Annotated in this window: 18 protein-coding genes, 2 tRNA genes and 1 pseudogene; 17 read left to right on the plus strand and 4 right to left on the minus strand. The window is 69.5% G+C overall.

Annotated elements, in window-relative coordinates:
• Window positions 1–240 precede the first annotated feature (240 nt).
• The 12 genes and pseudogenes from fdnG (at window position 241) to CCR97_RS05460 (ending at window position 13,463) form a co-directional block, all read left to right on the plus strand.
• Entirely contained in the window at window positions 241–3,321 is a 3,081-nt protein-coding gene (fdnG, locus tag CCR97_RS05405; RefSeq protein ID WP_111358793.1) for a formate dehydrogenase-N subunit alpha, read from the plus strand.
• Between the two features lie 14 nt (window positions 3,322–3,335).
• Window positions 3,336–4,289 (plus strand): formate dehydrogenase subunit beta, encoded by a 954-nt coding sequence (gene fdxH / locus CCR97_RS05410; protein ID WP_111358792.1) that lies wholly within the window; start codon window positions 3,336–3,338, stop codon window positions 4,287–4,289.
• 12 nt (window positions 4,290–4,301) lie between these two features.
• The gene (locus CCR97_RS05415) at window positions 4,302–5,033 is read left to right on the plus strand and encodes a formate dehydrogenase subunit gamma (protein ID WP_111358791.1); all 732 of its coding nucleotides are present in this window, start codon (window positions 4,302–4,304) and stop codon (window positions 5,031–5,033) included.
• Between the two features lie 315 nt (window positions 5,034–5,348).
• Complete coding sequence (gene fdhE, locus CCR97_RS05420) at window positions 5,349–6,266, plus strand: formate dehydrogenase accessory protein FdhE (protein WP_111355670.1); 918 nt, start codon at window positions 5,349–5,351, stop codon at window positions 6,264–6,266.
• A 5-nt stretch (window positions 6,267–6,271) separates the two neighbouring features.
• Window positions 6,272–7,726 (plus strand): L-seryl-tRNA(Sec) selenium transferase, encoded by a 1,455-nt coding sequence (gene selA, locus CCR97_RS05425; protein WP_111355669.1) that lies wholly within the window; start codon window positions 6,272–6,274, stop codon window positions 7,724–7,726.
• Window positions 7,713–8,552: a tetratricopeptide repeat protein gene (locus CCR97_RS05430; protein ID WP_111355675.1), complete on the plus strand. Its 840-nt coding sequence runs from the start codon at window positions 7,713–7,715 to the stop codon at window positions 8,550–8,552. Before selA ends, CCR97_RS05430 begins: the two co-directional genes overlap by 14 nt.
• A pseudogene (gene selB, locus CCR97_RS05435) lies at window positions 8,549–10,381 on the plus strand (selenocysteine-specific translation elongation factor); the annotation flags it as partial. The gene CCR97_RS05430 and the pseudogene selB, both read left to right, overlap by 4 nt.
• 168 nt (window positions 10,382–10,549) lie before the next feature.
• Window positions 10,550–10,645 (plus strand) — tRNA-Sec (locus CCR97_RS05440).
• A 17-nt stretch (window positions 10,646–10,662) separates the two neighbouring features.
• Window positions 10,663–11,136 (plus strand): hypothetical protein, encoded by a 474-nt coding sequence (locus CCR97_RS05445; protein ID WP_111355667.1) that lies wholly within the window; start codon window positions 10,663–10,665, stop codon window positions 11,134–11,136.
• Between the two features lie 168 nt (window positions 11,137–11,304).
• On the plus strand, window positions 11,305–11,682 hold the full coding sequence (locus CCR97_RS05450; protein ID WP_111355674.1) for a DsrE family protein: 378 nt from the start codon (window positions 11,305–11,307) through the stop codon (window positions 11,680–11,682).
• A 156-nt stretch (window positions 11,683–11,838) separates the two neighbouring features.
• Complete coding sequence (locus CCR97_RS05455; protein ID WP_111355666.1) at window positions 11,839–12,279, plus strand: biotin/lipoyl attachment domain-containing protein; 441 nt, start codon at window positions 11,839–11,841, stop codon at window positions 12,277–12,279.
• Between the two features lie 116 nt (window positions 12,280–12,395).
• A complete protein-coding gene (locus CCR97_RS05460; RefSeq protein ID WP_244670280.1) occupies window positions 12,396–13,463 on the plus strand; it encodes an alpha/beta hydrolase family protein in 1,068 nt (355 codons plus the stop codon).
• Between the two features lie 225 nt (window positions 13,464–13,688).
• Here the strand turns inward: CCR97_RS05460 and CCR97_RS05465 are convergent, their stop codons facing one another.
• Entirely contained in the window at window positions 13,689–14,672 is a 984-nt protein-coding gene (locus CCR97_RS05465) for a helix-turn-helix domain-containing protein (protein ID WP_111355665.1), read from the minus strand.
• Window positions 14,673–14,950: 278 nt separating this feature from the next.
• Between CCR97_RS05465 and CCR97_RS05470 the strand changes: the two genes are divergently transcribed.
• Window positions 14,951–16,642 carry a methyl-accepting chemotaxis protein gene (locus tag CCR97_RS05470; protein ID WP_111355664.1) on the plus strand — a complete coding sequence of 564 codons (1,692 nt, stop codon included), beginning with the start codon at window positions 14,951–14,953 and terminating at the stop codon, window positions 16,640–16,642.
• Between the two features lie 16 nt (window positions 16,643–16,658).
• Entirely contained in the window at window positions 16,659–17,000 is a 342-nt protein-coding gene (locus CCR97_RS05475) for a hypothetical protein (RefSeq protein WP_111355663.1), read from the plus strand.
• 31 nt (window positions 17,001–17,031) lie between these two features.
• On the opposite strand, the gene CCR97_RS05480 is transcribed toward CCR97_RS05475, so the two are convergent.
• The 3 genes from CCR97_RS05480 to CCR97_RS05490 form a co-directional block, all read right to left on the minus strand.
• Window positions 17,032–18,057, minus strand: a complete 1,026-nt coding sequence (locus CCR97_RS05480; protein ID WP_111355662.1) for a BMP family protein — start codon at window positions 18,055–18,057, stop codon at window positions 17,032–17,034.
• Between the two features lie 178 nt (window positions 18,058–18,235).
• On the minus strand, window positions 18,236–19,153 hold the full coding sequence (gene rpoH / locus CCR97_RS05485; RefSeq protein ID WP_111355661.1) for an RNA polymerase sigma factor RpoH: 918 nt from the start codon (window positions 19,151–19,153) through the stop codon (window positions 18,236–18,238).
• A gap of 457 nt (window positions 19,154–19,610) precedes the next feature.
• A complete protein-coding gene (locus CCR97_RS05490; protein WP_244670281.1) occupies window positions 19,611–20,630 on the minus strand; it encodes an RluA family pseudouridine synthase in 1,020 nt (339 codons plus the stop codon).
• Between CCR97_RS05490 and CCR97_RS05495 the strand changes: the two genes are divergently transcribed.
• The 3 genes from CCR97_RS05495 to CCR97_RS05505 all read left to right on the plus strand — a co-directional run bounded on the left by CCR97_RS05495 (window position 20,629) and on the right by CCR97_RS05505 (window position 23,122).
• Window positions 20,629–20,997, plus strand: a complete 369-nt coding sequence (locus CCR97_RS05495; protein WP_244670282.1) for a hypothetical protein — start codon at window positions 20,629–20,631, stop codon at window positions 20,995–20,997. The genes CCR97_RS05490 and CCR97_RS05495 overlap by 2 nt on opposite strands.
• A gap of 72 nt (window positions 20,998–21,069) precedes the next feature.
• A tRNA-Glu gene (locus tag CCR97_RS05500) sits at window positions 21,070–21,145 on the plus strand.
• Between the two features lie 105 nt (window positions 21,146–21,250).
• Window positions 21,251–23,122, plus strand: a complete 1,872-nt coding sequence (locus CCR97_RS05505) for a site-specific integrase (RefSeq protein ID WP_111355659.1) — start codon at window positions 21,251–21,253, stop codon at window positions 23,120–23,122.
• Window positions 23,123–23,159 lie beyond the last annotated feature (37 nt).

Here is a 23,159-nt window from a genome sequence, read left to right on the forward strand (position 1 = left end):
CACTCGGTGCCCCGTCCTTGTGCAGCGCACATCAATGATGCGCTGCACGCCGAAACTGTCGCCCAGAGAACCCGCAGTTCGATCCAGAAGCTTCGGAATCGTTTTGACTTTCGATCGGTTCCAAAATAGCGTTTTCAGCGACCACCTGACTCGATGACCCGAACAAAAAAGCTGCGTCCCCCGCGCAGCTTCCAGAACCGTCCCCCGCGGGGGCCAACGTAACCAGGAGGGTAGCATTCCATGAACATGGAGCTCTCGCGGCGCGGCTTCCTGGCCGGCGCCGGCGCGGGTCTCGCGGGCACCACGCTCGGTGCGTTCGGCTTCGGCGACGTCGAGGCCGCGCACGCGGCGGCGATCCGTCCGTTCAAGCTCGCGAACACGGCCGAAGCCCGCAACACCTGCACCTACTGCTCGGTCGCCTGCGGCATCATCATCTACTCGAAGGGTGATCTGAAGAAGGGCGAGAAGGCCGAGATCGTCAACATCGAGGGCGACGCCGACCATCCGACCAATCGCGGCACCCTGTGCCCGAAGGGCGCGGCGCTGCGCGACGTCGTGCACGCCAAGACCCGGACCCTCTATCCGCAGGTCCGCAAGCCGGGCTCCGACAAGTTCGAGCGGATCTCCTGGGATCAGGCGCTCGACCGCATCGCTCGCCTGATGAAGGACGACCGCGACCGCAACTTCGTCGCCAAGAACAACGACGGCGTGACCGTGAACCGGTGGATCACCACCGGCTTCCTCGCCGCCTCCGCGACGACCAACGAGACGGCCTGGGCGACCTACAAGGTGGTGCGCAGCGCCGGCATGCTGGTGTTCGACAACCAAGCGCGTGTTTGACACGGCCCGACGGTAGCCAGTCTGGCTCCGACGTTCGGCCGTGGTGCGATGACGAATTCCTGGACCGACATCAAGAACACGGATCTCGTCGTCGTCATGGGCGGCAATGCCGCCGAAGCGCATCCTTGCGGATTCAAGTGGGTCACGGAGGCCAAGGCCAACCGTGGCGCCAAGCTGATCGTCGTCGACCCGCGCTTCACCCGCACGGCGTCGGTGGCGGACTATTACGCGCCGATCCGGCAGGGGACCGACATCGCGTTCCTGCTCGGCGTGATCAACTACTGCATCCAGAACGACAAGGTGCAGTGGGCCTACACCAAGGCCTTCACCAACGCGGCCTATGTCGTGAAGGAGGGCTTCGGCTGGCAGGACGGCCTGTTCACGGGCTATGACGAGCAGAAGCGCGACTACAACCGCTCGACCTGGGACTACGAGATCGGGCCGGACGGCTACGCCGTGGTCGACGAGACGCTGCAGCACCCGCGCTGCGTCTGGAACCTGCTGAAAGCCCACGTCGCGACCTACACGCCCGAGATGGTCGAGCGCATCTGCGGCACCCCGAAGGACAAGTTCCTGACGGTCGCCAAGATGATCTCCGAGTGCTCGTCGCCGACCAAGACGATGACCTCGATGTACGCGCTCGGCTGGACCCAGCACTCCAAGGGGTCGCAGAACATCCGCTGCATGGCGATGCTGCAACTCATCCTCGGCAATATCGGGGTGCGCGGCGGCGGCATGAACGCGTTGCGCGGTCACTCCAACATCCAGGGGCTGACCGACATCGGGCTCATGTCGAACCTGATCCCGGGCTATCTGACGATCCCGACGGAGCGCGAGCCGACCTTCGACACCTACATGTCGACGCGCGGCTTCAAGCCCCTGCGGCCCGATCAGATGAGCTACTGGCAGAACTACCGGAAGTTCTTCGTGAGCTTCCAGAAGGCCATGTGGGGCGACGCGGCGACGCCGGAGAACAGCTTCGCCTACGACTGGCTGCCCAAGCTCGACGTGCCGGCCTACGACGTGCTGCGTGCCTTCGAGCTTATGCACCAGGGCAAGATGAACGGGTACTTCTGCCAGGGCTTCAACCCCCTGCTGTCGTTCCCGAATCGCAAGAAGATCACCACGGCGCTCTCCAAGCTGAAGTTCCTGGTGGTGATGGACCCGCTGCAGACCGAGACGGCGCGGTTCTGGGAGAATCACGGGGCGAACAACGACGTCGACCCGAAGACGATCCAGACCGAGGTGATCGAGCTGCCGACCACCTGCTTCGCCGAGGACGAGGGCTCGCTCGTCAACTCGGGCCGCTGGCTGCAGTGGCACTGGCCCGGCGGCTCGCCGCCCGGCGAGGCCCACACCGACGCCTGGATCATGGCGCAGATCCACCTGCGGCTGAAGGATCTCTACCGCAAGGAGAGCGGCCCGGTTCCGGAGCCGATCGTCAATCTCGACTGGCGCTACAAGGACCCGAACGAGCCGTCGCCCGAGGAGCTCGCCAAGGAGCTCAACGGCTACGTCGTCGAGGACGTGACGGATCCGGCCGATCCGACCAAGGTGGTGCTCGCCAAGGGCAAGCAGGTGCCGGGCTTCGCGGTGCTGCGCGACGACGGCAAGACGGCGGCCGGCTGCTGGATCTACTCCGGCAGCTTCACCGAGGCGGGCAATCAGATGGCCCGCCGCGACACCTCGGATCCAGACGACACCGGCGCCTTCTCCAAGTGGGCGTGGTCGTGGCCGGCCAACCGCCGCATCCTCTACAACCGGGCCTCGGCGGACGTCTCCGGCAAGCCGTGGGATCCGAGCCGCAAGCTGCTCGAATGGGACGGCACCAAGTGGACCGGCTACGACGTGCCGGACATCGCGCCCGGCGCCAAGCCGGACGTGGTCGGCCCGTTCATCATGAACCCGGAAGGCGTGTCGCGCCTGTTCACCCGGGCGATGATGCGGGACGGACCGTTCCCGTCGCACTACGAGCCGTTCGAGTCGCCGGTCGTCAACGTCGTCGCACCCAAGGTGCGCGGCAATCCGGTGGCCCGCGTGTTCCGCAACGACTTCGAGCAGTTCGGCGAGGCGAAGGAGTTCCCCTACGCGGCGACCTCCTACCGGCTCACCGAGCACTTCCACTTCTGGACCAAGCACGCCCACGCGAACGCCGTGCTCCAGCCCGAGTTCTTCGTCGAGATCAGCGAGGAGCTCGCCAAGGAGAAGGGCATCAAGAAGGGCGGCATCGTGAAGGTGTCGTCTAAGCGCGGCGTGGTGACGGCCAAGGCCGTGGTGACCAAGCGGATCAAGCCGCTGGTGTGCGACGGCAAGACCGTCCACATCGTCGGCATCCCGCTGCACTGGGGCTTCACGGGCGCCGCGAGGAAGGGCTTCGGCCCGAACTCGCTCACCCCGTTCGTCGGTGACGCCAACATCGAGACGCCGGAATACAAGGCGTTCCTGGTCGACATCGAGCCCGTCGCCGGGCCGGTCGCGTAAGGGAGGATCGAGAGATGTTTCCCCCGCTTCCGAACCCGACCACCACCCCGACGCCGCCGCGCTTCGGCGATCAGGATCTGATCAGGCGATCGGCGTCCACCGTGACGCCGCCCGCCAAGCGGCAGACCGAGGTCGCCAAGCTCATCGACGTGTCGAAGTGCATCGGCTGCAAGGCGTGCCAGTCGGCCTGCCTGCAGTGGAACGACATGGTCGAGGAGGTCGGCGTCAATGTCGGCGTCTACGACAACCCCCACGACCTGACGCCGAACTCCTTTACGCTGATGCGCTTCACCGAATGGGAGAACCCGGAGACCAAGAACCTCGAGTGGCTGATCCGCAAGGACGGCTGCATGCACTGCGAGGATCCGGGCTGCCTTAAGGCCTGCCCGGCGCCGGGCGCGATCGTGCAGTACTCGAACGGCATCGTGGACTTCGTGCACGACGCCTGCATCGGCTGCGGCTATTGCGTGAAGGGATGCCCGTTCAACATCCCGCGCATCTCCAAGGTCGATGCCAAGGCCTACAAGTGCACGCTCTGCTCCGATCGCGTCGCGGTCGGGCAGGGCCCGGCCTGCGCCAAGGCGTGCCCGACCCAGGCGATCGTCTTCGGCACCAAGGACGACATGAAGAAGTGGGCCGACGGCCGCATCACGGACCTCAAGTCCCGCGGCTTCAAGAACGCCGGCCTCTACGATCCGCCGGGTGTCGGTGGCACCCACGTGATGTACGTGCTGCACCACGCCGACAAGCCGGAGATCTATTCCGGCCTGCCCAAGGATCCGAAGATCAGCCCGCTGGTCGAGATCTGGAAGGGGGTCGCGAAGTACGCCGGCTTCGCCGCCATCGGCGCGATGGCGGCCGTCACGGTCGTCCACAGCATCTTCTCGGGGGCGAGCCGCGTCTCGCCGCACGACGAGGAGAAGGCGAAGGAGATGGCCGAGAAGCCGCCGGCGCGAGAGAATGCGTAGGGAGAACGCGTGATGAGCGTCTCGAACGAGAGACGAGAGGTCGTCAAGGGCGACGCTCTCGAGAAGGGCGATCCGGTCGCCGATCCGGTCGTGGTCGTTCGCTACTCGACGGCGGCGCGGATCAACCACTGGCTGACGGCGGGGGGCTTCGTGCTCCTCGCCCTCTCGGGCTTCGCCCTGTTCCACCCGAGCCTCTACTGGCTGACCGGCCTGTTCGGCGGCGGCCAGTGGACCCGCACCGTCCATCCGTGGTTCGGCGTGTTCCTGTTCCTCGGCTTCACCGGGCTGTTCCTGCGCTTCTGGCGGGTCAACCTGTGGTCGCCGGCGGACGGGAGCTGGCTCAAGAACATCCACACCTTTCTGGCCGGCGACGAGGACAAGATGCCCGAGGTCGGGCGCTTCAACTTCGCCCAGAAGGCGGTGTTCTGGTGGATGGGCATCCTGATCCTGATCATGATCGGGACCGGGGTAGTGATCTGGGAGCAGTATTTCGGCGCCTACACGACGCTGGATCAGAAGCGCATCGCCGTGCTGGTCCACTCGATCGGGGCGATCGTGATGGTCTGCATCCTGATCGTCCACATCTACGGGGCGTTCTGGGCGCGCGGCACCATGACGGCGATGGTCAAGGGCAAGGTCTCGGGCGGCTGGGCGTTCAAGCACCACCGCATGTGGCTGCGCCAGCTCGCCCGCAGCGACAAGACCAACCACGTCCGCACCCCGACCGGCACGCCGGCGGAGTGAGGGTGGTCCGGCACCTCCCACCTCCCCCTGGCGGGGGGAGGTACGGCGCCGGCGCTCCCTCTCCCCGCGTGCGGGGAGAGGGTCGGGGTGAGGGGGCCTCGCGTGGATACGCAGGCCCGTGAATATGGAGACCCCCCTCACCCGGACTTCGCGCGAGGGCGCGCGAAGTCCGACCTCTCCCCGCGCGCGGGGAGAGGTGAAAGAGGCGGCGCGGCGACCATCGCGTGCGTCCGCCATAGGCACGCTCCCGTTTTTCTGATTAGGTTCCGCAGTCCTGGTCCTGTCACGTGGCCCGTGCGGTTCGTGAGGTGAGTGATGAGCGATTTCGGTACGGGTGCGGGCGGCGTCGGCGAACTCGGCACCATCACGGCGCCGCCCTTCGCGGTGCGCCCGGATCCCGAGACCCTGTTCCTGCGCCGCAGCGACCGCTTCCGGGCGCTCGCCGACGGGCATCCTCTAAAGCCCTACCTGATCTTCCTGGCCGACCTCGCCAGCGCCCAGCACTGGGTGCAGCAGGAGCTGCCGCCTGTCGCGCCGCCGGAGGCCGAGACGGTGGCGCGCGCCCGCGCCCACCAGATGCCGCCGCTCGACCGCGAGCGCTTCACGCCCGACGCCGCCTGCACGGCGACGCTCGACCGCATGCTGGTGCTGTTTTCCGACTGTCACATGCCGGACCCGGCCCGCGCCGCGCTGCAGCACGTCGCGCAGGCGGATCCCGCGAGCCGCACCGTGATGATGCGGGCCGTGCTCGCCGACGCGATTCCGGTCGAGGCGATCGCCGAGCACGTGCTGGTCGCCGCCGCCCTGCAGGTGCATTTCGCCCGGCTCGCGGCGACGCTCGATCCCAAGGCGCTGGTCCAGGTGGGTGATGCGGTGTGCCCGGCCTGCGGCGGCCGCCCCGTCGCGTCGGTGATCGACGAGATCGGCGGCGCCAACCCGGCGCGCTACTGCGTCTGCTCCCAGTGCAGCACTCAGTGGAACTACGTCCGCATCCGCTGCACCTCCTGCGGCTCGACCAAGGGCATCTCCTATCCGGAGGTCGAGGGCTCGGGTGGCACCGTCAAGGCGGAGACCTGCTCGGAGTGCGGCCGCTACGCCAAGGTGCTGTACCGCGACAAGGCGCCGTGGCTCGATCCGGTCGCCGACGACGTCGCGACGCTCGGCCTCGATCTCCTGGTGCGCGAGACCGGCCTGAAGCGCGGCAGCCTGAACCCGTTCATGCTGAGCTTCTGATCATCATGACGGCCCGGGTTACAGTTCACGCAGAGGCGCGCGGGGCGGCGCTGCGGCGTCTGCCGTCGGTCGACGACGTGTTGAAGACCGACGCCGCCGCGGTGGCGATCGAGCGATTTGGCCGAACCGCCACGGTCGCCGCCGTGCGCACGGCGCTCGACGAGACGCGCGCCGCGTTCAGGGCCGGCGGCGACGCCGGCGAGCCCGACGTTTCGTCGGCGCGGGTGGCCGGAGACGCGCTCGCCAGGATGGTCGCCGATGCGCAGCCCGCGGTGCGGCCGGTGTTCAATCTCACCGGCGTCGTCCTGCACACCAATCTGGGCCGAGCCGTGCTGGCTGAGGCCGCGATCGAGGCGGCCGTGACGGCGATGCGCCGGACCATCGCGCTGGAATTCGATCTCTCGACCGGCAAGCGCGGCGAGCGTGACACGCTCGTGCGCGATCTCTTGTGCGAGCTGACCGGGGCCGAGGATGCGACCGTCGTCAACAACAACGCCGCTGCCGTGCTGCTGGTGCTCGCCACGCTCGCCAAAGGCCGCGAGGCGATCGTCTCGCGCGGCGAGCTGATCGAGATCGGCGGCGCCTTCCGCATGCCGGACATCATGGCGCGCGCCGGCGCGAAGCTGGTCGAGGTCGGCACCACCAACCGCACCCATCCGAAGGACTACGCGGCCGCGCTGAACGACCGCACCGGCCTGGTGCTGAAGGTCCACACCTCGAACTACCGCATCGAGGGGTTCACGTCGGCGGTGCCGGCGCGCGACCTCGTCGCCCTCGCGCGGGACAAGAACGTGCCGGTGGTCGACGATCTCGGCTCGGGCACGCTGATCGATCTGACGCGGTTCGGCCTCGCCCACGAGCCGACCGTCGCCGAGGCGGTGGCGGCCGGTGCCGATCTCGTCACCTTCTCGGGCGACAAGCTCCTCGGCGGCCCGCAGGCCGGCTTCGTCGTCGGCCGACGTGATCTGATTCAGAAGATCAACCGCAACCCGATGAAGCGCGCGCTGCGGGTCGACAAGATCCGGCTCGCCGCCATCGAGGCGACGCTCAAGCTCTATCGCGATCCCGACCGGCTCGCAGAGAAGCTGCCGACGCTGCGCCATCTTGCCCGCCCGCAGGCCGACATTTTGGCCCAGGCCCGCCGCCTGCAGGCTGGGCTCGCGACAGCGGTCGGCGAAAAGTTCGACGTGACAGCGGCGGCGTGCAACAGCCAGATCGGCTCCGGCGCGCTGCCGCAGGAGACGCTGCCGAGCGCCGCGCTCACGATTCGTCCGCGGGCCGAGCGCGGCGCCGGCCGGGCGCTGGAGACGCTCGCGAAGGCGTTGCGCGACTTGCCCGTGCCGGTGATCGGCCGCATCGCCGACGGCGCCCTCGTGCTCGATCTGCGCTGCCTGGACGACGAGGTCGGGTTCCTGAATGCGCTCGCGTCGCTGCGAGGAGGCGCCGATGGGCTGGCTTGATCGTCTGCTCGGGCGCGACGCGCCGGCCGTCGACGTGAAGGCCCGCATGGCCGAGGCCTACGACCTCGCCGCGAAGGGCGAGCTCACGGCTGCGCTCGACATCTGGGCCGAGCTCGCCCAGGCCGGCGTGCCGCGCGCCCAGAACAATGTCGGCGCCTGCTTCGCCGAGGGCATGGGGGTCGAGCGCGATCTCGTGCTGGCGCGCCGCTGGCTGGTGCTCGCCGCCGGCAACGGCGATCCGGTCGGCCAGCGCAATCTCGCGGCGCTGCATTTCCGCGGCGAGGACCAGCCGGCCGACTTCGCCGAGGCGGCGCGGCTCTATCGCGCCGCGGCCGAGCAGGGCGACGGCCCGGCCCAGGACATGCTGAGCTGGATGCTGCTCGAGGGCGAGGTCGTCCCGCGCGATCCGCTGGAGGCGCGTCGCTGGGCCGAGGCGGCGGCCAAGCAGGGCATCGCCGCGGCGATGACCCGCATGGGCATGCTCCATCACGACGCGATCGGCGTGCCGCGCGATCCGGCCGAGGCCGCGCGCTGGTGGCGGCGTGCCGCGGAACGTGGCGAGGCCGACGGCCAGGCGATGCTGGGCGCCGCCATGATGACGGGCGCCGGCGTCGCGCGCGACCCGGTCGAGGCGTTCATCTGGCTGTTGCGCGCCCAGGCCGGCGGCAGCGCGCTCGCGGCCCAGTTCCTGCCGGCCGCCCGCAACGCACTCGACGGCGCCACGCTGTCGGAGGCGGCCCGCCGGGCCGCCGCGCCGCTGCCCGATCCCGGTCCGCTCGATCTCGCTGCGCCCGCGGCCCCCGCTGCGCCAGAGGCGCAGCCATGATCGTCGGCACGGCGGGCCATATCGACCACGGCAAGACCTCGCTGGTGCGGGCTCTGACCGGCGTCGACACCGACCGCCTGAAGGAGGAGAAGGCGCGCGGCATCTCCATCGATCTCGGCTTCGCCTATGTGCCGACGCCGGACGGCGGCGTGCTCGGCTTCGTCGACGTGCCGGGTCACGAGCGCTTCGTTCACACCATGGTGGCCGGCGCGAGCGGCATCGATCTCGTGCTGCTGGTCGTCGCCGGCGACGACGGCGTGATGCCGCAGACCCGCGAGCATCTCGCCATCGTCGATCTGCTCGGCATCCGCACCGGCATCGTCGCGCTCACCAAGTCCGACATGGTCCCGCCGGAGCGTCGCGCCGAGGCGACCGCCGAGATCGCGGCGGCGCTCGCCGGCACCGGCCTCGCCGATGCGCCGATCGTGCCGGTGTCGTCGGTGACGGGCGAGGGGATCGAGGCGCTTCGTGCGCAACTGTTCGACGCCGCGAGGGCGTTCGGGCGCCGTGAGGCGGGGGACAAGAAATTCCGGCTCGCGGTCGACCGCTCCTTCACGCTCGCCGGCACCGGCACGGTGGTCACCGGCACGGTGCTGTCCGGCCGCGTCACAGTCGGGGACCGCGTGACCGTCAGCCCGTCGGGACTTTCGGCGCGCGTCCGCTCGATCCACGCTCAGAACCGTCCGGCCGGCGAGGGCGTCGCCGGTGATCGCTGCGCCCTCAATCTCGCCGGTGATCAGATCAGCAAGGAGGCGATCCGGCGCGGCGACATGGTGCTGGATCCGACGCTCCACGCGCCGGCCGATCGCATCGACGTGACGTTGCGCCTGCTGCCGGGCGAGGCGAAGCCGCCGACGCAGTGGATGCCGGTGCGGCTGCATCACGCCTCGGCCGAGGTCGGCGCCCGCATCGTGCTGCTCGGCGACGCTCCGCCGGCGCCCGGTCGCGAGGGCCGCGTGCAGCTCGTGCTGGAGACGCCGATCGCCGCCGCGGCCGGTGATCGTTTCGTGCTGCGTGACGTCTCGGCGAGCCGCACCATCGGGGGCGGCCGGTTCCTCGATCTGCGCGGGCCGGCCCGCAAGCGCCGCACGCCGGAGCGCGTCGCCCAGCTCGATGCGCTCGCGCTCGACGATCCCGGGGCGGCACTCGCCGCGCTGCTGGCGCGGCCGCCCGCGCATGTCGAGCTGACCGGTTTCGCCCGCGACCACGCGCTCGCCGACGACGCGCTGGCACGCCTCGTCGAGACGCTCGGTATCGTGCGCATCGCCGACAAGGATCTGCTGATCGGCCTCGCGGCGCCGACCTGGGAGGCGCTGACCCGCGACGTCGTCGCCCGGCTCGATGCGTTCCACGCCGACAACCCGGACCTGCCCGGCGTCGGGCTCGAGCGGCTGCGCCTGCAGATCGAGCCGCGCCTTCCGGCACCGGCCTTCCGCTCGGTGCTGCAGGGGCTCGCCCGCGCCGGCGCCGCCGTGCTCGACGGCGCCTGGGTGCGGCGGCCCGGCCATGCGGTGCGGCTGAGCGAGGCCGAGGAGCTGATCTGGCAGCGGATCGCGCCGACGCTCGGCGGGGCCGAGCGGTTCAAGCCGCCGCGGGTGCGCGATCTCGCCGGCCTGTTCGCGATCGACGAGGTTCTGGTGCGGCGCGTCCTCAGGCTGACGGCGCGCACCGGCCGGGTCGACGAGGTGGCGCACGACCATTACTTCCTGCGCGGCACCGTCGCCGAGATGGTGACGATCGCGCGCGACCTCGCGGACCAGCCGTCCGGCGTGTTCACGGCGGCGCAGTTCCGCGACCGGCTCGACAACGGTCGCAAGGTGGCGATCCAGATTCTCGAGTTCTTCGATCGTCACGGCGTCACCTTGCGTCGCGGCGATCTCCGGCGCATGAACAAGCATCGGCTCGACCTGTTCGGTTCGCTGCCCGCCGGCGATGCGCAGGCGGGCGAAGCGGCTGGCGCGGAGCCGGACGCGACCGCTGCAGATGCGGACCAGCACGGAAGAGAATCGTCCCCGGTGGGGCGTCCGGACTTCAAATCCGGGAGGGGCCGCGAGCCGGTCTCTGGTGGGTTCGACTCCCATTCTCTTCCGCCATCCATTCGGAGCGCGCGATGACCTCCACGGCCGCCATGCCGGTCTCTTCGCTGCCGTTCCTCGTCTCGCTCGAGGCCGCCGCCGGTCACGCCGAGACGGCCGAGGCTGCGTTCCGCCGCGAGGCGGCGCAGCGCATCGCGGCGCTGGAGCAGGAGCGCGCCGTCGCCTATCGGCGCCTCAACCTGATGCGCGGGCTCGCCGAGGCGATGGCCGGCGCCGACGCCGAGGCGAGTGCGGTCGCGATCAGCTTCGCCGTGCTGCGTGGAAAGCTCGGCTGGCACGAGGACAGCGAGGCACGCACCGAGGTCTTGGAAATGTTCGCGCCGGTCGCGCAGGCGCTGTTCCGCGCGCTCAGCGGCGAGGACGAGCCCGAGCCGTCGCCCGCCGCCGCGCTCGCCGGTTTCGAGGGCTGGTACGCCGACAACCGCCACGGCTCGTTCTGGACGCTGTTCGACACCTATATGCCGGAGACGCCGCTTGTCGATTTTTGATCGCTCCCTGGCGGCAATGGATGAGCATTGGCTCTGTTCGTCCCCGCGAAGGCGGGGACCCAGGGGCGACTGGCACGGCGGCCCGAATTTCGGCCCCTGGATTCCCGCTTGCGCGGGAATGAGCGGAGGGTGGGGCGCCTTCAGTGGCATCCGCACGGCGATCTGCGCATGACCCGCCGCCTGCTGATCGTGCTGCTCAACACCGACCCGCGCAATCCGGAGGAGCTGGGGGGGCCATTCTATCACGCCGCCGTCGCGGCCGCGATGGACTACCGGGTCGACGTCGTGTGCACGGCGACGGCCGGCCGTCTGATGCGCAAGGGCGTGGCGGATCAGATCCACATCAAGCCGGGGCATCCGAAGACCGTGCACGACTGGATCATGGAGGCGCACGACCAGGGCGCCCGCTTCTGGGCCTGCCCGGCCAATCTCGACCTGTTCGACATGACCGAGGCGGATCTCATTCCCGAATGCAGCGGCATGATGGGCGCGGCCGCGATGATCCGCGACCTGATGGAAGGCGAGTGCCGGGTGCTGACGTATTGAGCGCGGTCATTCCGGGGCGACGCGCAGCGCCGAACCCGGAATCCAATCGCGCGTTCCGAGGCTGTCGCTGGATTCCGGGTTCGCGGCTTCGCCGCGCCCCGGAATGACAGGGAGCTGGTCGACCGGAGTTGGTATGATGGAGGACGGAGCTTCCCCGTGGCCAAGGTGCTGGACGCCGATTATCCGGACGATCTGTTCTACGACATGGAGAACCAGATCTGGTACGCGGCCGAGCCGGACGGGGCGGTGCGGGCCGGCTTTACGCCGTGGGCGGTGGGGCTGATCGGCGACGTGCTGGTGTTCACGCCGAAGCGCACGGGGCTCGACGTCGAGAAGGACCGCTGGATCGCCATGGTCGAGGGCGGCAAGTGGGTCGGCGCGGCGCGCGCGGGATTCGACGGCACCGTGGTGGGTCACAACGAGCGGCTGGTGGACGCCCCCGAGCTGATGATGAAGGATGCCTTCGGCGAGGGCTGGATGATGCGCCTGCGTCCGGCCCGCGACGACTGGCGCGACGGCCTCGTCACCGGCGAGGCGATCGGGCCGGCGTTCGACGCCTGGCTTCTCACGGGCGCCTACAAGGACCGCACCGGGTAGCCGCCCCGGTTCTTCCCTGCGAAACGGCAGACCGGCCTCCGTTACGCATCAAAATCCACGTCCACATCCAAGAAGACTGACGACGCGGGCCACGCCCGCGCCAACGAGGAATGCCCATGACCCGACGCCTGCTCGCCGCGGCGACCCTGCTCGCCGCCTCCACTCTCCCCGCCATCGTGTCCCCTGCCGCCGCCCAGACGGCCGCCGTTCCCGCCTCCACGGGCCTGACCGGCCCGCTCGTGCTGGAGAAGCAAGGCAGCTTCTTCGTCGGCGGCCGCAACGTGACGTCCGACACGCTGTCGACCCTGCCGGCCTATGCGCCGTCCGGCACCATCACGGTCGAGCAGATGTACGTGCGTTATCAGGTCCCGGTCGCGGCGGGTCGTCCGCCCGTGACGCTGATCCACGGCTGCTGCCTCACCGGCAAGACCTGGGAGACGACGCCGGACGGCCGCATGGGCTGGGACGAGTATTTCGTCCGCCGCGGCCACCCGACCTATGTGGTCGATCAGGTGTCGCGCGGCCGCTCGTCGGCCGATCCGAGCCTGGTCAACAGCGTAAAGCTCGGCAAGACGCCGGTCGACAAGACCCCGCCGATCTTCGCGGCCGGCCAGGAGGCCGCGTGGGCGATCTTCCGCTTCGGTACCGAGTACCCGAAGGTGCATGACGGCATGCGCTTCCCGCTCGCCGCCAAGGACGAGTTCTACAAGCAGATGGTGGTCGACTGGATCGCCACCATGCCGACCCCGAACCCGACCGTGAAGGCGCTCTCCGAGCTGTCCAAGAAGCTCGACGGCACCGTGCTGATCAGCCACTCGCAGTCCGGCATCTACCCGTTCCAGACCGCGGCGCTCGACACCACGGGCATCGCCGGCATCGTCTCGATCGAGCCCGGCACCTGCCCGGCGGCGACCGGCGACCTGAAGCCCTACATGAGCATCCCGATCATGGTGCTGTGGGGCGACTACGTCGAGACGTCGTCGCGCTGGGCGCCGCGCCTGAAGGCGTGCCGCGAGTTCGCCGAGGCGCTGACCAAGGCGGGCGGCCGCATCGATCACGTCGTGCTGCCCGACCTCGGCATCAAGGGCAACTCGCACATGCTGATGCAGGACGACAACAGCCTGGAGATCGCCGATCGGCTGGTCGCCTGGATCGAGAAGAACGTGAAGGCGAAGAAGAACTGATACCAGGGGCTTTGCACCTCGACCCGTCATCCTGAGGTGCTCGCCGCAGGCGAGCCTCGAAGGATGTGGCCCGGGCCGTCGCCCTTCGCGGCTCGGGCTTCGCCCGAGCACCTCAGGGTGACGGTGAGAGTCAGGGGCGCAGGCCGCTGGTATGAGGCATTTCACGACGCGCCGCGGCGCGGTTCAGGCCGTGCCGCGACGAATTCCGTGCGTGAGATGCCGCGACTACGGGTCCGGCTCGCGCCGGGCCCGCTGGCGGGTCTGGCGCGGCTGCTCCCCGAACGCCTCCTTGTAGGCCGTGGTGAAGTGGCCGAGATGCGTGAAGCCGGAGCGCCGCGCGATCTCGGCGACGGTCGTCTCCGTTTCGCCGCGCTCCAGCCGCTCGCGGGCGAGCGCCAGCCGGTGGCGCCGAATGAACTGCACGATGGTGCAGTCGTGGTTGGCCCGGAACAGGATCTGCAGCGAGCGCAGCGACAGCCCGGCGTGCCGCGCCATCGCGACGAGATCGACGTGACGCTCGGCATAGGCCCGGATGTACTCCTCGGCGCGCCGCAGCGCCGCGCTGTTGCGGCCGACGGCCAGGGAACCGCGCTCGCGGACCAGAGCCAGGATGTCGGCGAGCCGCAGGACCAGATTCTGCTCGTGTGCGCGGCGGAACGTCGGCTGGTCGAGGATCCGGGCCGGCTTGTCGTCGATGGTCGCGATCAGGCGCCGCAGATGCTCGGCGAAGTCCTGCAGACCCGGAAGGCGCGGCTCGAAGAAGACGGCATCGAGAATCCGATCGACCTCGGCCTCGCAGTCCATCTCCTGCAGCGCGAGGTCCAGCTTGTCGCGATCGACGCGCAGAACGAGGTGATGTCCGGGCGTGTACCGCAAGCGGAGCGGGTTCGACGGAAGCAGCCCGGCGAGGCCACCGCCGAGGATCTCCCGCGACCGAGCCCCGGAGCTGATCGCGATGGCGGATGTGGTCGGGATCACAAGCCGCACCGCCCGGCGGCCGACCGCCTCGACCTCCAGGTCCGGCATGTGGGCCACCGAGGCGATGGCGGTCCCGGTGCGGGTGTCCCCCAGCAGCATCACATCGACCGCGCTGCTGAAGCGGCCAGGGCGCAGCTGCTCGACTCGGACGATCTCCGGAACGAGGGTCTGCGAATGCAACCGGTGCTCGTCGACATCGGTCGCGTTGAAGAGAGGAAACCGCTTCAGCATCGTCGGTTCGTGGGGTGGCGATCGAATACTATGTCGGCCCCACAAATCACATTGTCTATACTACCTTTTCCGATCTTGATGCGGAATCGGGATAGTCTTGCGTCTTTTGGAGTATTGGAAATTGAGTCCTTTATTAATATAAACTTAGCGTTTTGTCGTCAGAATTACAGGAAATAATAAACACAGGCTAATCCGAATACGCAAACTCCGATCGACCGCGACCTTCGCGCCCCACGCGACGGCCGAACGATCTCTCGTGCCCGGAGCTCACGACCGCCATGTCTCTGCTCACCCGCATCAAGATCCTTCCGAAAATCCTCGCCGTCATCCTGCTGCTCGCCGCCGTCGCCGCCGGCGGCACCTGGTATGCCGGCCGCACCATGACGGCGATCGACGACGGCTACTCGCGCTTCCTCGACCACGACGTGGTCGCCTACATCTCGGTCGCCCGCATGTACCGCGCCGTCTATCAGAACGGCATGTTCACGGTGCGGGCGATCGCCGAGACCGACGAGGCCGAGAAGCGGACCAATGTGGCGCGCGCCGAGAAGGCGCTGGACGACATCGTGTCCTACGCGAAGACCGCCCGTGAGAGTCGGCCGCAGCTCGCGGCGCGCCTCGACGAGGCCGAGCGCGTGATCGCCGACATCCGAACCAGCATGCGGCCGGTCCTCGACCTCGCCTTGAAGGGCGAGCAGGCGCGGGCCAACGCGCTGATGCGCGCGACCGTCGATCCGCCGATCCGCAAGATGCTGGCCGACATCCAGGACATCGCGACCGCGCTCGACCGCGACATCAAGCAGGGCTCGGTCGATCTGACCGACACCACCCGGTCGGCTGTCTCGTTCACCTATCTGATCGTCGGGCTCGGTGTCGCGCTCGCGCTCGTGCTCGCCTTCGCGGTGGCGCAGTTCGGCATCGCCCGGCCGATCACGCGGCTCGCCGCCGGCATGCGCCGGCTCGCCGACGGCGACTTCGGCGTGGTTCTGACCGGCGTCGGCCGCAAGGACGAGGTCGGCGAGATCGCCGACGCGGTCGAGGCGTTCAAGATCAAGGCGGCCGAGAAGGCCCGGATCGAGGCCGAGGAGAAGGCCGAGCAGGACCGGATCGCCGCGGCGCGCCGCAAGGCCGACATGATCGCGCTCGCCGACGGCTTCGAGCGTGCGGTCGGCGACATCGTGAAGACCGTGTCTTCGGCGTCGACAGAGCTCGAGGCGGCGGCCGGCACGCTCACCCGCACGGCCGAGAGCACCCAGGAGCTGTCGACCACGGTCGCCGCGGCGTCCGAGCAGGCCTCCGCCAATGTCCAGAGCGTCGCCTCGGCGACCAACGAGATGTCGTCGTCGGTCGGCGAGATCGGCCGCCAGGTGCAGGAGGCGACCCGTATCGCCGGCGAGGCGGTGCGTCAGGCCGAGAAGACCGACGGTCAGATCACCGAGCTGTCGCAGGCGGCGAACCGCATCGGCGACGTGGTCAAGCTGATCACGGCGATCGCCGAGCAGACCAACCTGTTGGCCTTGAATGCGACGATCGAAGCGGCTCGCGCGGGAGAAGCCGGCAAGGGCTTCGCGGTCGTGGCGCAGGAGGTCAAGGCGCTCGCCGCCCAGACCGCCAAGGCGACCGGCGACATCGGCGCCCAGATCTCGGGCATGCAGTCGGCCACCCAGGTCTCGGTCGGGGCGATCAAGGAGATCGGCGGCACCATCGGCCGCATCGCCGAGATTTCCGCCGCCATCGCGGCCGCTGTCGAGGAGCAGGGCGCAGCGACCCACGAGATCGCCCGCAACGTCCAGCAGGCCGCCGCCGGCACCACCCAGGTCGCCGCCAACATCACCGAGGTGAACCGCGGCGCCGGCGAGACCGGATCGGCGTCAAGCCAGGTGCTCGCCTCGGCCCAGTCGCTCGCTCACGAGAGCGCGCGGCTGCGCGTCGAGGTGGATCGCTTCCTCGTCGGCGTGCGCGCCGCCTGACGCCGGGAGCGCGATCGTGACGAGCCCCGCACGTCCGTCCACCATCGGCCCGGCGCCGCCGGGCGGCGAAGCGGCCCTGCGCCGCCGCATCGCCAGCCTGCGGCGACGCTCCGACCACCTCTCGACCCTGCTGTTCTGTCTCGTCTCGTGTCTCGACGTGATCGCCGACGGCCTGGTCGCGCACGAGCTGGCCGAGCACGGGCCGACCGAGCACGCGCTGCACGAGGAGGCGCGGGCGCTGCTCGCCCGCATCGATCAGGTGAAGGCGAAGGCGGCGTCGGCGCGCCAGCACCTGCACGAGACCGAGCGGCTGCTGCACGGCCCGGGCCTGCCCGGCGACGTGGTGTGGCGCCCGTGACGCCGTGATCCTGCTCCGCCGCCGGCGTGTCTCACGCCGGCGTCGGGAACTCCTCGCCGCTCCACTCGTGCGGCACGGCGAGCCGGCCGGCGACGATCTCGGCTGCGATCGCCGCGATGCGGGCGCGAACCTCCTCCGGCACCCGCGGCGCCATGGCGAGCCGCACCGCCTCCGGAGTCTCGAGCCCGACCTGCCGGATCGATCCCGCCGCGAAGCGGCCGGCCGCCTTGTCGGCCACCGCCTGGACGACGGCGCGGCCCGAGTCGGCGCAAGCCGAGGCGATGAACACGTCGGGCACGATGGTCGTCCAGTCGACCACGTTGCCGATCTGCGGCACGCCCCTCTCGCGGCACGCCTCCACGGCGCCCATGCGGCCGGCATTGAGCATCGTGAACACGACGTCGGCGCCGGCCGCGATCATCGCGGTCGCGATCTTCTTCGACAGCGCGTTGTCGTCCTGGTTGCCGGAGAAGTTGGTGAGCAGCTTCGCCTTGGGGTTGGTGTGGGCGACGCCGGCCGCGTAGCCGGCCCGGCCCTTGAGGCCCGGCACGACGCGGATGCCCGACATGTGGCCGACCACGCCGGTCTTGGTGATCAGGCCGGCGAGCGCCCCGGCCAGGAAGGCCGACTGCTCCTGCAGCACCTCGTAGCTCGCGAGGTTCGGCCCGGTGACGTTGCCCTGCGTCACCACGAAGGCGATGTCGGGAAACTCCGCCGCCACGGTCCTGGTCGCGGCATTGTTCTGGCCGCCATGGGCGACGACGAGATCGGGCTTCTTCTGGGCGAGCGCGCGCAGCGCCGCCGCGAGGGCGTCCGGCTGCGGCGCGATGCCCTGGGTGAACTCGATCTCGGCCGGCACGGTGCGGGCCGCCAGCGTCAGACCGTCATAGCCCGCCTGCATGAAGCCGCGGTCGTCGATCTTGCCGGCGAACAGGGCGGCGACGCGCAGCCGCGCGGCGCCCTCGGCGGCGCGGCCCGCCGACCACGGCAGCGCCGCGGCCGCGCCCGCCGTGGCGGCGCGCAGAAGCGTGCGGCGGTCGATCCTCGTCGGTCTCATGATGCGGGTCCTCCTCGCGGCGTCTCCGGGCAAGTCCGAGACCAGCCGTGCGTGTCGAGCTGTACCCGTGGCGCGGACATAAAAAAAGCGCGGCCCGGGGGCCGCGCTTTGCATATCGACTTCGCATATCAACTTCGCAGGCCGACCGCGATCGGGTGCCGCGATCTCCGCCGCCGCCTCAGTGGGCCGCGGCGGCCATCGCCTCGCGGGCGGCGGCAGGGCTCTCCATCGCGGCGACGCGGTTGCGCACCGCCTTCTGCACCTTCTCGAAGGCCCGCACCTCGATCTGCCGCACGCGCTCGCGCGACACGCCGAACTCCTCGGCCAGCTCCTCCAGCGTCACCGGATCGTCGGCGAGGCGGCGCGCCTGGAAGATGCGGCGCTCGCGATCGTTGAGCACCTCCATGGCCTCGGCCAGCGCCTTGCGGCGGTTGTCGAGCTCCTCGTGCTCGGCGAGGCGGGTCTCCTGGCTGTCGCTGTCGTCGACCAGCCAATCCTGCCACTCGCCCGAGTCGCCGTCGTCGCGGATCGGCGCGTTGAGCGAGGCGTCGCCGCCGAGCCGGCGGTTCATGTCGATGACGTCCTGCTCCCCGACGCCCAGGCGCTTGGCGATGATCGCCACCTGGTCGGGGCGCAGATCGCCTTCCTCGAGCGCCGAGATCTTGCTCTTCGCCTTGCGCAGGTTGAAGAACAGCTTCTTCTGGTTGGCCGTGGTGCCCATCTTCACCAGCGACCACGAGCGCAGGATGTATTCCTGGATCGCCGCCTTGATCCACCACATCGCATAGGTCGCGAGGCGGAAGCCCTTCTCGGGCTCGAACCGCTTCACGGCCTGCATGAGGCCGACATTGCCTTCCGAGATCACCTCGGAGATCGGCAGACCGTAGCCGCGATACCCCATGGCGATCTTGGCGACCAGGCGAAGATGGGACGTGACGAGCTGCTGGGCGGCGTCGCGATCACCGTGCTCGCGCCAGCGCTTCGCCAGCATGTATTCCTGCTGGGGCTCCAGCATGGGAAACCGGCGGATCTCGTCGAGATAGCGGGCGAGGCCCGACTCGGCGTTGATCACCGGCATGGAAGCGGATTGGGCCATCGTAAGCGCCCTCCAAGTTGTGCCCCCGTGTCGCGGCGGGCGATGAAGGCGCCGCCGCTCCAGGAGCCGACGACGCCCTGCTGCGTGCGACGGCTTTCGCCGATCGCGCGTCGCAGCATACACGGGTGGGTCGTTCGAAGAAACCAGACGAGCCGTCACCGTCACGTGACGACCCTGTGACCAATCGACCTACGGCGTTGATGTCGCACCGTTTTGGTTACCGTGGCCTTGGCGGCCGTGGTTACCGATCCATTCGTTGGTACGATCGACGGGCCGAAACGATCACCCCCGCGACGGAGCGCCGCGGCGCCCACGCCCGTGTCCGACACCCGGCTCCGAACGTCTGGAGCCGGATCTCGCCACGAGCATGTCGTCGGTGTCTTTGCTCGTTCCAACCTGCCGGTGACCAACTCTCGGGCGCATCCGACGCGCCGCGCGCACGCGAGCGCATACGGCCTCAACGTCGCGCGAGGTCGATGGTTCCCCCACCCAGGACCTTATGTAGGTGGGCGAGATCGGCCGGCAAGGGGGCACGCCAGACCAGATGCTTGCGGGTCTTCGGATGCTGGATGCCGAGCAGGAAGGCGTGCAGGGCCTGGCGGCCGAGGCCGTCGAGGATCGTCTGCGCCTCGGCGGGCAGCAGCGCCGCCTTGGTGCGGAAGCCGGGCCCGTAGACCGGATCGCCGATCAACGGGTGGCCGAGCGAGGCGAGATGCACCCGAATCTGATGGGTCCGGCCGGTCTCCAGCCGGCAGGCGATCAGGCTCGCCACCGGCTCGCCGGACTTTCCGCGGTATTTTTCCACCAGCTCCCAGTGGGTGATCGCCTCGCGGCCGTCCGGCCGGATCGCCATCTTGTCGCGCGACTGCGGATGGCGGCCGATCGGCTTGTCGATCGTCCCGCGCGGCCGGTCCGGCACGCCCCAGACGAAGGCGAGGTAGCCGCGCTCCAGCGGCCCGGTGCGGCCGTGGTCGGCGAACTGGCGCGACAGCGCGCGGTGCGCCTTGTCGGTCTTGGCGACCACCATCAGGCCGGTCGTGTCCTTGTCCAGCCGGTGGACGATGCCGGGCCGCGCCACCCCGCCGATGCCGGACAGGCTCTCGCCGCAATGGGCGACCAGCGCGTTGACGAGCGTGCCGCTCCAGTGCCCGGCGGCCGGGTGGACGACCAAGCCCGCCGGCTTGTCGATCACCAGGAGCTCGTCGTCCTCGAACACCACGTCGAGGGCGATCGCTTCCGGCTGCGGCTCCGGCGGCTCCGGCGGCGGCACCTTGACCAGCAGGCGCTCGTTCGCATTGACGCGCTGGCCGGGATCGCGGACTGTGCGGTCGCCGATGGCGACGTGGCCGCCCAGAATCAGGCTCTTGAGCCGGGAGCGCGAGTAATCGGCGAGGCGGGCGGCGAGCACACGGTCGAGTCGATCGCCGGCCTCGGCAGGCGCGACGACGACCGTCTCGTGGCGATCCCCTTCGGTCATGACCTCTCCGCACTCCTCCCGTGATTCGGCCGGCGCCGCCGGTGGACCCGACGACAAGCCGCTCGATCCCGAACAGGCGCGCTTCATGGCGCGCGTCAAGCTTCTGATGGCCCTCTCCGGCGTCGCCACGTTCCTGGGCATCGCCGTGGTGCTCGGAGTCGTGGGCTACCGCGTTTCAAAGAGCGGGGGAAGCACCGAAAGCGAGCTGACCGTCCAGCTTCCGAAGGGGAGCAGAATCACCGCCACGGCGGTCGCCGGCGAGCGCGTCGTGCTGACGATCGAATCACCCGCCGGCATCGAGATTCGCAGCTTCGACGCCCAGACCCTGAAGCCCGCCGGCCGCCTGCGCTTCGCCACCGAGCCGTGAGGCGAGGGCGTTTGGCGGACCTGCACCGGAGCGCTTGCGCTCGCGCTCGAAGGCGGCTATGTCCACCTCAACGCTCCCTTCGTCTAGCGGCCCAGGACGTCGCCCTCTCACGGCGAAAACAGGGGTTCGAGTCCCCTAGGGAGCGCCATCGGCCTTTAAGGCCTTGATCCTCCGAGAAATTCTGATCTATCAACGGCTTCGTCGGCCCGCTGCTACATGCACTTGCTACATGCAGGGCCGGGCGATGGGCTTCATGACGTACCTGATCCGCCGCGGATCGACGTGGCACTTCCGCTTCCGCCTTCCCGACGATCTCCGCGGCCATGCCGTCCCGGACCACTGGCCGAGCAATCTCGAGCCGCTGGTCAACCGGAAGCTCGGCCGGATCAAGCAGGAGATCACCGAGAGCCTCCGCACGGCCGAGAACTCGATCGCGAGGGCGCGGGCCGGCGTCCGGATCAGCGACACCGAGCTGCTCGTCCGCGAAGCTCGCCGGTTCCTGGCCGAGGGACCGGCGCTGACGATCCCCGAGGACGTGATCGAGTTCTTGGCGGAACGTCGGGCACAGGAGCTGATGGCGGCCGACGACGCGCTTCGGTCCAAGGGGCTCGGCCTCGACCTGGAGCCGGTGCGGGAGGCCGCGTTCGCGGACCTCGGCGTCCCCACCGACGAGCCCCCGTCCGAGCCGGCCGAGGCCCCGCCGCGTCGGGGGATGACCCGCGACGACCTCGGGCTGCTCACCTTCGCCGTCGACAGGTTCGGCAGTGAGCTTCGGCTCGCCGTCGCGCTGCGCCAGCCCCCCGACTGGGTCCGGTCCGCGGTCGACAAGGCGCTGTCCGAGCGCGGCATCGCCCTGCCGGCGGACGCCCCCGAGCGGGAGGCCCTGGACGTCGAGTTCCTCGCCGCCACCCAACGGGCGTTCGCCGCGCTCAAGAAGCGGAACGACGGGCACTTCGTCCCGACCCCGCCACCGCCGCCCGACCCGGCCGAGAAGCTCGGCCCCACGCTGTCCGACACCTTCGCGCAGTGGAAGGCCGGCACGTTGCTGCCCGGCATGAACGCGCCGCGCCAGAGTACCGCGGACGAGGCCGAGTTCTGCATCCGCCGCTTCCGCGAGATGCACGGCGATCCGCGCATCGGCGCGATCACGCGCGATCAGGCCCGGAGCTTCTGTGACGCCCTCTGGCGGCTGCCGACGCGGCTGCCGGCTCAGGTCGAAAGCCTGCCGCTTCCCGACATCCTCGCCCGCCGCGACCTCGTGGACTATCCGCGCCGGTCGTCAGGAACGCTCGGCAAGCACATCACCCTGATCACGGCCATCATCAACAAGGGCGCGAAGGCCTACGACCTCAAGTTCAACGGGTCTGGTTGGGCGAACCCCTTCGAAGGGCTGAAGCCCGAGAGCAATGGCGACGAGCGCGACCGCGACCCGTTCACGCCCGACGACTTGGCGACGATCTTCTCGTCGTCGATCTACACCGCGAACGAGCGCCCACGCGCAGGGCAGGGCGAGGCCGCGTTCTGGCTCCCGGTGCTCGCCGTCCTGACGAGCGCCCGCCTGTCGGAACTGGCGCAACTACAGGTCCGGGACGTCAGGCGCGACCCCGAGACCGGGATCGCCTTCCTCGACATCACCGACGAGCGCGGCAAGACGCTCAAGGCGAAGACCTCGAAGCGGCAAGTCCCGCTCCATCCGGTCCTCGGCGAGATCGGGTTCTTCGAGTTCCTGGAGGTGAGGCGGGCCGAGGCCGCGGACGACGCCGCACCACTGTTCCCCGGTCTGGAGCCGCGCGGCAAGAAGGCGGGCCGGTGGGGCGCGGCATGGTCGAAGTGGTTCAACCGTTGGCGCCGCGTCCACCTCAAGATCGTCGGGGAGGACGGCCGCAAGGACTTCCACTCGCTCCGGCACACCTTCAAGGACATGTGCCGGGCTGCCCGGATCGAGGAAGAGGTCCACGACGCCCTCAGCGGCCACAGCTTCAAGGGCGGTGGCAGGAGTGTCGGCCGACGCTACGGCAGCGGGGTTCCGCTGCAGGTCCTGGCGGATGCCGTCGCGAGCCTCAAGCCACCGAGCGCGATCGAGCGGCTGAGGTGGTCGCGACCTCTCCCTCGTGTCGCGAGGTGAGAAACGTGTCCTCGCTGTGGTGTTGACCGTGTTCAAA

Origin of the sequence: Rhodoplanes elegans, assembly GCF_016653355.1 — a bacterium.
GTDB classification, from domain to species: Bacteria; Pseudomonadota; Alphaproteobacteria; order Rhizobiales; family Xanthobacteraceae; genus Rhodoplanes; species Rhodoplanes elegans.